Source organism: Leifsonia sp. GW821-FHT13C09, from assembly GCF_058806435.1.
Genome location: NZ_JBXAPS010000001.1, coordinates 432,684 through 446,189, shown reverse-complemented (window position 1 = coordinate 446,189; position 13,506 = coordinate 432,684). Strand labels below are relative to the sequence as shown.

11 protein-coding genes and 1 pseudogene are annotated in these 13,506 nt (G+C 71.5%); 4 read left to right on the top strand and 8 right to left on the bottom strand.

Going from position 1 to position 13,506, the window contains the following annotated elements; genetic code table 11:
- Window positions 1-3: 3 nt before the first annotated feature.
- Window positions 4-1,116: a molecular chaperone DnaJ gene (dnaJ, locus tag AC1ROW_RS02055; RefSeq protein WP_493017201.1), complete on the bottom strand. Its 1,113-nt coding sequence runs from the start codon at window positions 1,114-1,116 to the stop codon at window positions 4-6.
- Window positions 1,117-1,150: 34 nt separating this feature from the next.
- A complete protein-coding gene (hrcA, locus tag AC1ROW_RS02050; RefSeq protein WP_493017200.1) occupies window positions 1,151-2,167 on the bottom strand; it encodes a heat-inducible transcriptional repressor HrcA in 1,017 nt (338 codons plus the stop codon).
- A 220-nt stretch (window positions 2,168-2,387) separates the two neighbouring features.
- Here hrcA and AC1ROW_RS02045 point away from each other — a divergent pair, with 220 nt between their 5' ends.
- Complete coding sequence (locus AC1ROW_RS02045) at window positions 2,388-2,963, top strand: DUF4870 domain-containing protein (RefSeq protein ID WP_493017199.1); 576 nt, start codon at window positions 2,388-2,390, stop codon at window positions 2,961-2,963.
- Window positions 2,964-3,083: 120 nt separating this feature from the next.
- Window positions 3,084-3,479: a DUF4870 domain-containing protein gene (locus AC1ROW_RS02040; protein WP_493017198.1), complete on the top strand. Its 396-nt coding sequence runs from the start codon at window positions 3,084-3,086 to the stop codon at window positions 3,477-3,479.
- Between the two features lie 12 nt (window positions 3,480-3,491).
- Here AC1ROW_RS02040 and hemW read toward each other — a convergent pair whose 3' ends face one another.
- The 4 genes from hemW to AC1ROW_RS02020 all read right to left on the bottom strand — a co-directional run bounded on the left by hemW (window position 3,492) and on the right by AC1ROW_RS02020 (window position 8,614).
- Window positions 3,492-4,721 carry a radical SAM family heme chaperone HemW gene (gene hemW, locus AC1ROW_RS02035; protein ID WP_493017197.1) on the bottom strand — a complete coding sequence of 410 codons (1,230 nt, stop codon included), beginning with the start codon at window positions 4,719-4,721 and terminating at the stop codon, window positions 3,492-3,494.
- Entirely contained in the window at window positions 4,721-5,368 is a 648-nt protein-coding gene (locus AC1ROW_RS02030) for a DUF1990 domain-containing protein (protein ID WP_493017196.1), read from the bottom strand. The genes hemW and AC1ROW_RS02030 overlap by 1 nt, the downstream gene beginning before the upstream one ends.
- 42 nt (window positions 5,369-5,410) lie before the next feature.
- On the bottom strand, window positions 5,411-7,261 hold the full coding sequence (lepA, locus tag AC1ROW_RS02025; RefSeq protein ID WP_493017195.1) for a translation elongation factor 4: 1,851 nt from the start codon (window positions 7,259-7,261) through the stop codon (window positions 5,411-5,413).
- Between the two features lie 132 nt (window positions 7,262-7,393).
- Window positions 7,394-8,614 (bottom strand): amidohydrolase, encoded by a 1,221-nt coding sequence (locus AC1ROW_RS02020; RefSeq protein ID WP_493017194.1) that lies wholly within the window; start codon window positions 8,612-8,614, stop codon window positions 7,394-7,396.
- Between the two features lie 178 nt (window positions 8,615-8,792).
- On the opposite strand from AC1ROW_RS02020, the gene AC1ROW_RS02015 reads away from it, so the two are divergent.
- Together AC1ROW_RS02015 and rpsT are read left to right on the top strand one after the other, a co-directional pair.
- Window positions 8,793-9,677, top strand: coding sequence for an NAD-dependent epimerase/dehydratase family protein (locus AC1ROW_RS02015; protein WP_493017193.1), 885 nt, complete (start codon window positions 8,793-8,795; stop codon window positions 9,675-9,677).
- A 170-nt stretch (window positions 9,678-9,847) separates the two neighbouring features.
- Window positions 9,848-10,108, top strand: a complete 261-nt coding sequence (gene rpsT / locus AC1ROW_RS02010; RefSeq protein WP_179605938.1) for a 30S ribosomal protein S20 — start codon at window positions 9,848-9,850, stop codon at window positions 10,106-10,108.
- A 151-nt stretch (window positions 10,109-10,259) separates the two neighbouring features.
- Here the strand turns inward: rpsT and holA are convergent, their stop codons facing one another.
- Both holA and AC1ROW_RS02000 read right to left on the bottom strand, forming a co-directional pair.
- Window positions 10,260-11,318, bottom strand: coding sequence for a DNA polymerase III subunit delta (holA, locus tag AC1ROW_RS02005; protein WP_493017192.1), 1,059 nt, complete (start codon window positions 11,316-11,318; stop codon window positions 10,260-10,262).
- Between the two features lie 608 nt (window positions 11,319-11,926).
- Window positions 11,927-13,216: pseudogene (locus tag AC1ROW_RS02000) on the bottom strand (ComEC/Rec2 family competence protein); the annotation flags it as partial.
- Between the last annotated feature and the right edge of the window lie 290 nt (window positions 13,217-13,506).

The following is a 13,506-nucleotide window of genomic DNA, read 5'->3' as shown; positions in this document are numbered from 1 at the left end:
CCGTCAGAGGTTGAGGAACCGGTCGCGGAGCTTCGCGAACAGGCCCTGCTGGAAGCGCGCGAGCGACGGCTCCGGGTTGTGGTGCGTCGCGGCGAACTTCTTGATCAGCTCCTTCTCCTTGTGGTCGAGCTTCGTCGGCGTGACCACCTGGATGCCCACCCGCAGGTCGCCGCGGCCGCTGCCGCGCAGGTGGGTGATGCCGCGGTCCTTCACCGTGACGATGTCCGCGCTCTGGGTGCCGGGCTTCAACTCCAGGCGGATGTCGCCGTCCAGCGCCTTCACGGTCGCCGTCGTGCCGAGGATGGCGTCGGCCATCGAGAGCTCCAGCGTGCAGAGCAGGTCGTCGCCATCGCGGCTGAACACCTCGTGGTGCTTGACCTTGATCTCCAGGTACAGGTCGCCGTTCGGGCCGCCGGCGGGGCCGGCCTCGCCGGAGCCCGGCATCTGCAACCGGAGGCCGGTGTCGACGCCGGCGGGGATGTCGACCGGCACGGTGCGGCGCGCCCGGACGCGGCCCTGGCCCTGGCAGGTGACGCACGGCGTGGCGATGACGGTGCCGTAGCCGCGGCAGCTGCCGCACGGGCTGGAGGTCATCACGTTCCCGAGCAGCGAGCGCACCGAGCGCTGGATGCTGCCGGTGCCGTGGCAGATGTCGCAGGTGACCGGGGCGGTGCCGGGCTGGCAGCAGGAGCCGTTGCAGGTCTCGCAGATCACCGCGGTGTCGACGTCCAGGTCGCGGTGCGTGCCGAAGACGACCTCCTCCAGGTCGACCTCCACGCGCAACAGGGCGTCCTGGCCGCGCTCGCGCCGGGAGCGCGGGCCGCGGGTCGCGCCGCCTCCCCCGCCGAAGAACGTCTCGAAGATGTCGCCGAAGCCCGCGAAGTCGCCTGCTCCCCCGCCGCCGAAGCCGGTCGAGCCGCCGAGGTCGTACTGCTGCCGCTGCTGCGGGTCGCTGAGCACGTCGTAGGCGTGGGTCACGAGCTTGAAGCGCTCCTGCGCCTCGGAGCTCGGGTTGACGTCCGGGTGCAGCTCGCGCGCGAGCCGGCGGTACGCCTTCTTGATCTCGTCGGGGGTGGCGTTGCGGTCAACGCCGAGGACTTCGTAGTGGTCGGCCACGTAAGGCTGTTCCTTCTGTTCGTTGCGTCGGAGTTCAGTCGCCGAGGAGGCGGGAGAGGTAGCGTGCCACGGCGCGAACCGCGGCCATGTTGCCGGAGTAGTCCATGCGGAGCGGGCCGAGCAGGCCCACACGGGCCAGGTCGGAACCGGAACTGTAGCCGCTCGACATGACCGAGGTCTCAGTCAGCCCGGTGACGGCGTTCTCGCGGCCGATGCTGACCGCGACGCCGTGCTGGTCGAGCGCCATCTCGTCGAAGAGCCGCAGCAGGACCACCTGCTCCTCGATCGCCTCCAGCACCGGGGTGATCGAGCCGGGGAAGTCGGTCTCGGTGCGTGCCAGGTTGGCCGCGCCCGCCATGACCAGCTTGTCCTGCCGGTTGGCGGCGATCTGGTCGAGCAGGGCGCTCGCGACCGGAGCGACGAGCGCCCGCGTACGGTCGGTCAGGTGGCTGGGCAGCTCCCGGAGGCGCACCGCGGCGTCGGTGAGCGAGAGCCCGGCCGCGGCACCGTTGATCGCGCCGCGGATCTCGGCGATCTCGGCGTCGTCCAGCTCCTCCTGCAGCTCGATCACCCGCTGCTCGACCGCCCCGGAGTCGGTGATGAGCACGCTCAGCAGCCGACGGGAGCCAAGGGCGACGAGCTCGATGTGCCGGATGCGCGAGCGCGCCACCGACGGGTACTGCACGAGCGCCACCTGGTTGGTGAGCTGCGACAGCAACCGGACTGTGCGGGAGAGCACGTCGTCCAGGTCCACCGACTGGCCGAGGAACGTCTCGATCGCGGTGCGCTGCGCGGCCGACAGCGGCCGTGCCTCCGCGAGGTGGTCGACGAAGAGCCGGTAGCCCTTGTCGGTCGGCACCCGGCCGGAGGAGGTGTGCGGGGCCGCGATCAGCTCCTCCTCTTCGAGGAGGGCCATGTCGTTGCGGATCGTCGCGGCCGAGACGCCGAACGCGTGCCGCTCGACGATGCTCTTGGAGCCGACCGGCTCACGCGAGGCGACGTAGTCCTGCACGATGACGCGGAGCACTTCCAGACTGCGTTCCGAGACCATGCGAACCGCCTCCTGTCGTCGCTTCGGCACCCGAGGATCGAGCACGGGAAGACACCGAGTGCGCTGGCACTCGGTGATCCTGAGTGCTAATCATAACGCGTCGGCGTGAGAGGGCGGTCAAGACGCGGACACGGATGATTTACCGCGCGCCTCCGGCGCAGTACCCTGTGCGCACCGGCTCAGGAAAGCCCCCGCAGCCGCCCACGAAAGGGTTCTCCGCATGACAGACCCGAACCAGCCCGCCGCCGACCGCCCGGGCGAACAGCCTCCTCAGCAGCCCTACGGCCAGCAGCCGTACGGCGCCGCTCCCGGTCAGCCCGCCGGCGCGGTCCCTCCCCAGCAGCCCACGGTCCCTCCGCAGCAGACCTATGGCACTCCGACCGGTCAGCCCGCGGGCGCGGTCCCGCCGCCGCAGCAGTACGCGGGCACGGCCGCCGCGCCGCTCGACCCCGCGCAGGACAAGCAATGGGCGTCGTTCGCCCACCTCGGCGGGATCCTCTGGTTCCTCCCCTCCCTCATCATCTGGCTGGTGTTCAAGGACCGGGGCCGGTTGACCGACCAGGAGGCCAAAGAGGCGCTGAACTGGCAGATCACCTGGATCCTGGCCTGGGTCGTCTCGCAGATCCTCGGCGTGATCATCGGCTCCTTCACGTTCGGCATCGGCTACCTGCTGTTCAGCCTCCTGATCCCGTGGGCGCTGTACATCGTCAACCTGGTGTTCTCGATCCTCGGCTTCGTGCGCGTGAACAGTGGCGGGACCTACCGCTACCCGCTGAACTTCCGCTTCATCAAGTAAGGCGCCGCCTCGGCGCGGGCGGACGGCGAGTCCGGAGAAGGGACTTCGGCTTCTTCTCAGGAACACCGTCCGCCCCCTAGGCTGAGACCGCAATTCCCATTCACGGAGGAGACCACGACCATGTCCGCAACGCCCCCGCCCCCGCCGCCGCAACAGCCGCCGCAGCAGCCGTACGGAGGTCAGCAGCCGCAGCTCAGCCCGGCAGACGAGAAGCTGTGGGCGACGCTCATCCACGTCGGCGGCATCCTGTTCAGCTTCATCCCCGCCCTCGTCGGCTACCTGGTGCTGAAGGACCGCGGCCCGTTCATCCGCTCGCACACCGCGACCGCCCTGAACTTCCAGATCACGCTGGCCATCGCCACGGTGATCGGCTGGATCCTCAGCATCGTCGGCATCGGGCTGATCATCATCCTCGCGGTCTGGGTGCTGAACATCGTCTTCAGCATCATCGCCGCGATCAAGGCGAACCAGGGCCAGTTCTACACGTACCCGATCGCGATCCGGTTCCTGAGCTAGCGCCTCGTCGCGCTATCCCTCGGCGAGCAGCCGTCGCACGACGGCGTCCGCCAGCAGCCGCCCTCGCAGGGTCAGAACCACCGACCCGGCGAGGGCGGCTTTCGCGTCCACCAGGCCGTCGGCGATCAGCCCGGCGACGGCGCGGCGGCCGTCGCCGGTCAATTCGTCGGTGCGCAGCCCCTCGCGGATGCGGGTGAGCAGCAGCACGCGCTCCACCCGGCGCGTCTCGGCGTCGAGCGTCTCGCGGCCGGCGGCGGGCGACTCCCCCGCCAGCACCCGCTGGGCGTAGGCGGCGGGATGCTTCACGTTCCACCAGCGCACGCCGCCGACGTGGCTGTGCGCGCCGGGCCCGACGCCCCACCAGTCGTGCCCGAGCCAGTACGCCAGGTTGTGCCGGGAGCGGTGCGCGTCGTCCGTCGCCCAGTTGCTGACCTCGTACCAGCCGTAGCCCGCCGCGCCGAGCCGGGCGTCGGCGAGCTCGTACATGTCGGCCTCCAGGTCGTCGTCGGGCTCCTGCACCGCGCCCGAGTGGATCTGCCGCGCCAGCTTGGTGCCGGGCTCCACGATCAGGGCGTACGCCGACACGTGATCGGGCTCGCAGGCCAGCGCGGCGTCGAGCGATCGCGACCAGTCGTCCAGCGTCTCGCCGGGCGTGCCGTAGATGAGGTCGAGGCTGACCTGGAGTCCGGCCTCCCTCGCCCAGCGGACGACGAGCGGCACGCGCTCCGGGTCGTGGGTGCGCTCCAGCGTCGCGAGGACGCTCGGGACGGCGGACTGCATCCCGAACGACACGCGGGTGAAGCCGGCGTCGGCCAGCCGCCGCAGGTCGTCGGCGTCGACCGAGTCGGGGTTGGCCTCCGTGGTCACCTCCGCTCCGTCGGCGATCCCCCAGGCGTCGCGGACCGCGCCGAGCATGGCGCCGAGGTCGTCGGGCGGCAGCAGGGTGGGCGTGCCGCCGCCGAAGAACACCGTGGACACCGGCCGGGCCGGGACGCCGCTGCGCTCCAGCGCCTCCCGGGCGAAGCCGACCTCGCGGACCGCGTGGCCCGCGTAGTCGGACTGGGCGACGCCGCGCAGCTCGGTGGCCGTGTAGGTGTTGAAGTCGCAGTAGCCGCAGCGCACCCGGCAGAACGGCACGTGCAGGTACACGCCGAAGTCACGCGCCTCCGCGCCGGCGGCCGTGGTCGCGGGGAGGAGGCCGTCGGCGGGCGCCGGGTCCCCGAGCGGGAGGGCGCCGGGCATCAGGCCGCCCGCGCGGGCAGCAGCGAACGCAGGTACCGCTTGGTGAACCGGTTCTGCGTGACGCGCAGCACGGGCGAGGCGAGCCGGTAGAACGCGTTGGAGGGCCGGGAGAACGCGCGCAGCACGAACCACACGGTCCCGTCGTCGCGCATCTCGACCAGGAAGGCCTCCTCGCCGCTCTCCGGGTGCCCCTTGAGCGTGCCGTAGGCGAACCCGCGCCGGTGCGGCTCGTCGACCACGTAGACGACCCGGCACGGCGCCGACACCTTGAACGGCCCGAACGGCACCTTGAGCACGGCGGTCATCCCGTTCTGGATGAAGGGCGTGCCGTCGTCGGCGAATACGTCCTCGGCCGTCTTGTGCTCGCGCATCCCCTTCGGCGTGCCGTCCTCGGCGAACTCGATGCCCTCGTACTGGACGCCGGTGCCCTCGTGCACCTCGGTCACCCGGATGCCGCTGTTGCGCTGCACGCCCCAGCTCATGAGCGCGGCCGCTGCGGTCTCGAACCGCTCTTCGCCGCTGCCAAGCCGCACCTTCCGCTCCAGCGGTCGGTAGCCCTTGGGCGGGTAGTAGAGCAGGTCAGCGGCCTGCGTGCCGCCGATGAACCCGTACGTGACGGGCTGGTCGGTGAAGCTGGTGCGGCGCATGGCTTCTATCCTGCGTCAAATGGGGAGGGAGTGCGAACCCGGCTACTTCTTGTCCTTCTTCTCGGTGTCCCCCGACAGCGCCGCGATGAACGCCTCCTGGGGCACCTCCACACGCCCGACCATCTTCATGCGCTTCTTGCCCTCTTTCTGCTTCTCGAGCAGCTTTCGCTTGCGGGTGATGTCGCCGCCGTAGCACTTCGCGAGCACGTCCTTGCGCATCGCGCGGATGTTCTCGCGCGCGATGATCCGCGCGCCGATCGCGGCCTGGATGGGGACCTCGAACTGCTGGCGCGGGATCAGCTCGCGCAGCCGGCCGGCCATCATCGTGCCGTAGGCGTAGGCCTTGTCGCGGTGGACGATCGCGCTGAACGCGTCGACCGTCTCGCCCTGGAGGAGGATGTCCACCTTCACCAGATCGGCCTCCTGCTCGCCGAACGGCTCGTAGTCGAGCGACGCGTAGCCGGCCGTCTTGCTCTTGAGCTGGTCGAAGAAGTCGAAGACGATCTCGCCGAGCGGCATCGTGTAGCGGATCTCGACGCGGTCCTCGCCGAGGTACTCCATGCCGAGCAGCGTGCCGCGGCGGCCCTGGCAGAGCTCCATGATGACGCCGACGTAGTCCTTGGGCGCGAGGATGGCCGCCTTGACGACCGGTTCCTCCACCCTGTCGATCTTGCCGCCGGGGAACTCGCTCGGGTTGGTGACCGTGACGACCTTCTTGTCCTCGGTGGTGACCTCGTAGATCACGCTCGGCGCAGTGGTGATCAGGTCGAGGCCGAACTCGCGCTCCAGACGCTCGGTGACGATCTCCAGGTGCAGGAGGCCGAGGAAGCCGCAGCGGAAGCCGAAGCCGAGCGCGACCGAGGTCTCCGGCTCGTAGACCAGCGCGGCGTCGGACAGCTTCAGCTTGTCCAGGGCCTCGCGGAGCTCCGGGTAGTCGCTGCCGTCGATCGGGTACAGGCCGGAGAACACCATCGGTTTCGGCTCGGTGTAGCCCGCGAGCGCGTTGGTGGCGGGCTTGGCCGCGGTGGTGACGGTGTCGCCGACCTTGGACTGGCGGACGTCCTTCACGCCTGTGATCAGGTAGCCGACCTCGCCGACGCCGAGGCCCTTCGACGGGGTCGGCTCGGGCGAGGAGACGCCGATCTCCAGGATCTCGTGCGTCGCCTTGGTCGACATCATCTGGATGCGCTCGCGCGGGCTGAGCTTGCCGTCCACCATTCGCACGTACGTGACGACGCCGCGGTAGCTGTCGTAGACCGAGTCGAAGATCATCGCGCGGGCGGGGGCGTCGGCGACGCCGACGGGCGCGGGGATCTCCTGCACGACGCGGTCGAGCAGGGCCTCCACGCCCATCCCGGTCTTGCCGGAGACCCGCAGGACGTCCTCCGGGCGGCCGCCGATCAGGCTGGCGAGCTCCTGCGCGTACTTCTCGGGGTCGGCCGCGGGGAGGTCGATCTTGTTCAGCACCGGGATGATCGTGAGGTCGTTCTCCAGCGCCAGGTAGAGGTTCGCGAGGGTCTGGGCCTCGATGCCCTGGGCGGCGTCCACGAGCAGGATGGCGCCCTCGCAGGCGGCGAGCGACCGGGAGACCTCGTAGGTGAAGTCCACGTGCCCGGGGGTGTCGATCATGTTGAGGGCGAAGGTCCCGCCGTCGACGGCCCACGGCATCCGCACGGCCTGGCTCTTGATCGTGATGCCGCGCTCGCGCTCGATGTCCATGCGGTCGAGGTACTGCGCGCGCATGTCGCGGTCGGAGACCACACCGGTGATCTGCAGCATCCGGTCGGCCAGCGTCGACTTGCCGTGGTCGATGTGCGCGATGATGCAGAAGTTGCGGATGGAGGCCGGGTCGGTCGCGGCGGGCTCGAGTGGCTTCAGGGCTCGTGGTGACATTGTGCGCTCATTCTCCCACGACCGCCGCCCGGCCCCGAACCGCCGAGTACGGCCGAAATCAGGTGAAAACCGCCGAGTACGCGGACAATCTGCGTACTCGGTGGCTGCTCGGCGGGTCCTCGGCGGGGCGGGTCAGGCGAAGCGCTCGGCTCGCTCGATGACGTGGCCGGCGCCGTCCGCCCAGCGGTAGACCTCGGCGCCGTCGATCACGACGAGCTCGGCGCGGGAGTTCACGTCCAGCGGGTCGCCCGACCAGACCACGATGTCGCCGTCCAGTCCGGGCTTCAGCGCGCCGATCCGGTCGTCGAGGCCGAGGAACGACGCCGGGTTCACCGTCAGCGCCTCCAGCGCGGTCTCCCGCGGCAGTCCCTCCTTGACCGCGAGCGACGCCTGATGCACGAGGAAGTTGATCGGCACGACCGGGTGGTCGGTGGTGATCGCGACGCGGACGCCCGCGGCGGCGATGTGCGCGAGGTTGGCGATGGCGCGGTCGCGCAGCTCGACCTTGGACCGCGAGGTGAACATCGGGCCGAAGATCACCGGGATATCGCGTTCGGCGAGGACGTCGGCGATCTTGTGCGCTTCGGTGCCGTGGTTGACCACGAGCTTGTAGCCGAACTCGTCGGCGAGCCGGATGGCCGTGGCGATGTCGTCGTGGCGGTGCGTGTGCTGGTCCCAGACCAGCTCGCCGTCGAGGACGCGCGTCAGCGTCTCCTTGGTCAGGTCGCGCGCGAACGCTTTGCCGTCGCGCTCGGCCTCGGCGCGGGAGGCGGCGTAATTCTGCGCGTCCACGAACGCCTCACGGATGATCATGGCGACTCCCAGGCGCGTGCTCGGCGTCTGGTTCTTGCCGCCGTAGACACGCTTCGGGTTCTCGCCGAGGGCGGACTTCACGCTGACGGCCTCCTTGATCACCTGCTCGTCGATCGTGCGGCCGCCCCAGCTCTTGATCGCGACGGTCTGGCCGCCGATCGGGTTGCCGGAGCCCGGCTTGACGACGATCGCGGTCACGCCGCCGGCGAGCGCGTCGCGGAAGCCCTCGTCGTCGATGTTGACCGCGTCGATCGCGCGCACGGCGGCCGTGTTCGGCGTCGTCATCTCGTTGGTGTCGTCGCCGGCCGGGCCGTTGGCCTCCTCGTGGATGCCGACGTGTCCGTGGGCCTCCACGAAGCCGGGCAGCACCCACTTGCCGCTCGCGTCGACCACGCGCACACCGTCCGGAACGACGACCTCCGCCGACGGGCCGACGGTGGTGATCTTCCCGTCCTCGACGATGACCGTGCCCTCCTCGATCGGGTCTCCGGCGACCGGGACGACGTGGGCGTTGACGATGGCGATGCTGGCAGTGGTCATGCGGTCGAGCCTACGCTTCGGGGCGACCGGGTCCCCTCGCCGCGGTGGCCGTGCCTCGTGCGCCGGGCCGTGCGCCTTGTGCTGAGGGTCGACCGCCTCGCGGCATCATCCACCGGCTCGCGCTCATGGTGGACCGCCTCGCGGGAATGGGCGCGTGCGCGCTGCGTTGTCCCCTGTCATGACCATTCTCCTGACCGGCGCGACCGGCTACATCGGCTCCTCCGTCCTCCCCCGCCTCCTCGAAGAAGGCCACAGCGTCACCGCGCTCGTCCGCGACGAGGCGAAGGCCGAAACCGTGCGGGCCGCCGGCGCGGCCGCCGTGGTGGGCGACGCGACCGACGTGGAGCTCCTGACCCGGCTGGCGCGCGAGAGCGACGGCGTCGTGCATCTGGCCTCCGGCTCGGACGTCGACCCGGTGTTCATTCCCGCCGTGCTGGAGGGGATCGGCTCGTCGGGCAAGCCCTTCGTGCACACGGGCGGCGTGTGGACCTACGGCTCGAACGCCGAGATCGCCGAGGACTCCCCTGCGGCGCCGCCGGCGATCACCGCGTGGCGCGGCGCGACCGAGGCGCTGGTGCTCGGCGCCGAGAGCGCGCGCGGAACCGTCGTCGTCCCGTCGATCGTCTACGGCCACGGCGCGGGGCTCGCCCGCGTGATCGTGGACGCGCCGCGCGACGCCGGCGACGGCGCTCCGCTGCGGCTGATCGGCGACGGCTCGCAGCACTGGGCGACCGTGCACGTGGACGACCTCGCCGCCCTGTACGTGCTCGCGCTCGAGCACGGGACGGCCGGTTCGGTGTACATCGGCGCGAGCGGCGCCAACCCGACGGTGAGGGAGCTCGGCGAACTCGCCGCGGCCGCCGCGGGAGCCTCGGGCGTGGTGCCGGAGACCGTCGCCGAGACCGAGGCCCGGCTGGGCGCGGGTCTCGCGGAGGCGCTGCTGCTGGACCAGCAGGCCCGCGGCTCGAAGGCGCGGATCGACCTCGGCTGGGAGCCCAACGGCCCGGCGCTGACCGACGAGATCGCGACCGGCAGCTACGCGCCGGAGTTCGCGCGTTCCTGAGGGGACCGGGCATCGGACCGGCCCGCGACTTGCTGCGTTTTGGCGGAACTGTCGGCCGCTGGTAAAGTTGTTTGTTGGCTTGCGTGTGGGTGTCCCGCACGAACGCCGCAAGGCGCCCTCTCTCGCTGAGCGGCACATCCGATACTCACTTCGAACGAAAGTAACCGTACGTGGCAAACATCAAGTCGCAGATCAAGCGCAACAAGACCAACAAGAAGGCGCAGGAGCGCAACAAGGCGGTCAAGAGCGAGCTGAAGACGGCCATCCGCGCCACCCGCGAGGCTGTCGTCGCCGGCGACAAGGAGAAGGCGACCGCGGCGCTGCGTCTCGCCGCCAAGAAGATCGACAAGGCGGCCAGCAAGGGCGTCATCCACAAGAACCAGGCGGCGAACCGCAAGTCGGCCATCGCCAAGCAGGTCGCCGCGCTCTGACACGGTGACCGCTCGCGGGACCTGTCCCGCGCCGCGACGAGCCCCCGCCCCGTATCCACGGGAGCGGGGGCTCGCTGCATGTGAGGTGCGTTGGCCATCGTCCGACTGCCCTGGCTTGGCCGCTCAGGCGCGACCGCTCAGGCGCAGCGGCTCAGGCGCGACCGCGGGCGCTGACGATGCGGATCATCCGCTCCAGCGCGAACACCGGGTCCCGGCCGCCGCCCTTCACGTTGGCGTCGGTCTCCGCGAGGACCTCGATGCAGCGGCCGAGTCCGTCCTCCGTCCAGCCGGACAGGTCGCGGCGGGCGCGGTCGACCTGCCACGGCGCGAGCCCGAACTGCTGGGCGAGCTGCCCGGAGCCGCCGCGCGCGCCCGAGATCTTGGCCATCGTGCGGATCTTGCTCGCGAACGCCGCCACCATCGGCACCGGGTCGGCGCCCGACGCCAGCGCGTGCCGCATCGTCACCAGGGCCTCGCCGTACCGGCCGGCGATCGCCTGATCGGCGACCTGGAACGCGTTGGACTCCACGCGGCCGCCGTAGTACTTGTCGACGGTCGCCTCGGTGATCTGCTCGGCGGCGTCGGAGATGAGCTGCTGGCACGCGGCGGCGAGCTCGGCGAGGTCGTCTGCGAACGCGGAGGTCAGCGACCGGAGCGCACCGGGTGCGATCTTGCGACCCGCTGCGGCGAACTCGGCCTGCGCGAAGTCGTACTTCTCGGTGTCCTTCTTGAGCTCGGCGCAGACGACCTCGACGCCGCCGCCCGTGCCGGCGCGGATCGCGTCGAGCAGCTTCTTGCCGCGCACCCCGCCGGCGTGCCGCAGGACGACGACGGCGCCTTCGGCCGGCGCGGCGAGGTAGTCGAGCATGTCGGACAGGAACCCGTCGCCGGTCTTCTCGACCGCGTCCACCCGGATGAGCCGCGGCTCGCCGAACAGGGAGGGGCTCGCGAGCGTGAGCAGCTCCCCCGGCGCGTAGTCCGCCGCCGAGATGTCGCTGACCTCCAGGCTCGGGTCCTCCTGCTTGAGGCGGTCGCGCAGCAGCCGTGTGGCCCGGTCGGCGAGGAAGCCTTCCGTGCCGGAGACGAGGACCACGGGCGCGGGCCGGACCTGGTTCCAGGCGAGCTGCGGGATGGCGCTCTTGGCGGCAGCGCCGCCTGCCCGGCCTCGCGCGCCGCCGGAGCCGCTCCTGCTGTTGCTTCGTGTCGCCACGTTCCTCCTCGTCCGTATAAAGGATAGAGGGGACCACCGGCAGAGTCCGCCGCTGCGGCGGAGTCCTCGCGCTCTCCCCAGATCCGGGGGCCGTCCGCGCCGGCGGACACCAGGAGGAGGCCCGACCGGTCCGTCCGCGCGGTGGCGGTGCCGGAGCGGGCGAGAAGTTCGAAGGCCCGGCGCGTCGGGTGCCCGTAACCATTGTCCGCCCCGACGGACAGCAGGCCGAGCCGTGCGCGGATGGTGTCGTAGAGCGCCGCGCTCTGATCGGCCGACCCGTGGTGGGCGACCTTGACCACGTCGATCCTGCCGAGGACGCCCGTCGCGGTGAGCTGCTCCTGCTCCCGCTCGCCGAGGTCGCCGAGGAACAGCCCGCGGAGGCCGGTCCCTTCGGTGTGCACGACGAGGCTTCCGGGGTTCCCGCTCAGCGCCGTCTCCCCCGGGCCGACCGGCGGCGGCCAGACGATCCGCCAGCGGAGCGCGCCCAGCGCTCCCTCGATGCCCGCGCGGCCTTGCTCGACCGAGATCCCCGCCGCCGTCAGCCGGTCGACGAGGGCGTGATCGGACGGCCGGTCCGCCTGCCCCACGATCGCGCGCCCGGTACGGCCGAGCACCCCGTCGGCGCCGCCGACGTGATCGATGTCGAAGTGCGTCAGGAGCACCCAGTCGAGCCGTGCGATCCCGAGCGTGTCCAGGCAGTCCGTCACCGGCTGGGGATGCCGGCCCACGTCGATGAGTCCGACGTGGTCGCCGTCGCGCAGCAGAACGGCGTCGCCCTGCCCGACGTCGCAGGCGGCGTACACCCAGTCCGGTGGGCGTCCCCAGGAGCGTCCTGCTCCGATACCGCCGAGTGCTCCTGCGTAGACCGTCGCGCCGGCCAGCAGGCAGACCGAAGCCGTAGCCACGACGGCTCGCGGCAGCCGCGCACGCGCGGCGAGGAGCCCCACGGCCAGCAGGGTCAGCGCGCAGAGCGCCACGCCGACGATCCCGTCCGGCCACGGCAGCGCGGCCCCGGGCAGGCCGGCGCTGAACCGCGCGACGGCGGCGATCATCGCCGAGGGCAGCCAGGCGATCCACACGACGACCTGGCCGAGCGCCGGCGCCCACGTCAGGACCAGGCAGGCGACGCAGCCGAGCACCGTCGCGACGGGAGCCGCCGGCTCGGCCACCAGGTTCGCCAGGACCCCGAACAGCGGCAGCGTCGGCGTCAGCAGGATCAGCACGGGCTGGCACGCGAGCTGCGCAGCCAGCGGCACCGCGAGCGCGATCGCCACGCCGCGCGGCAACCACCGCCCCAGGCTGTGCGCGAGAGGCCGGGCGAGGACCAGGAGCCCGGCGGTGGCGAGCACAGAGAGCGCGAAGCCGTAGTCGCGTGCGAGCCACGGGTCGCGGACGAGCAGCACGACCACCGCGAGGGCGAGCGCAGGAAGGCCGTCGGCGACACGGCCGCGCGCGAGCCCGACGAGCACGACGGCGGCCATCGTCGCGGCGCGGATCACGCTGGCGCCCGGTCCGACCAGCACGACGAACGCCGCAAGCGACGCGCCAGCCACCAGGATGCGGCCCCGGCGGCCGAGGCCGGCCAGGCGCGCCAGCAGGAAGACGAGGCCGGTCACCAGCGCGCAGTTGGCCCCGGAGACCGCAGTCAGGTGACTGAGAGCGCTCACCTTCATCGCGTCGTCGAGCCCGGCGCTCACGTTCGTCTCGTCCCCGATGGCCAACCCGGGGAGAAGCGCGCCGCCGTCGCCGGGGGTGGTGGAGGCCGCGTCGGCGAAGGCCGCACGGACCGGCGACGGCCAGGCGAGCCACCAGGACGGCGGCTCACGCACCTCCGGCGCTGCCGTGGCCCGGAGGGTGAAGGTCGTGGCCTCCCCCGGATCGTTCGGGCGCACGCTCATGTGTGCGGCGATGACGGTGCCGAGGGCATAGGCGCGGACCGAGTGCGCGGTGCCCTGGAGGAGCACAGAGACAGGGACGCCCGCGTGGACCGGCTGCGCCACACCCCCCACGGAGCCGCGCTCACCCACGCCGAGCGGGGCCGCCGACGCGACGGTCGTGCCGCGCAACCGCCAGCGCTCGGCGCCGTCGAACCCCGGCGCCGCCCGCTTCGGCGCGCTTTCCACGCGCAGGGCGACCTCCACGGTGCCGTGATGGGCCGAGGCCGCCTCGAGCGCGGCATCGGTCCGAC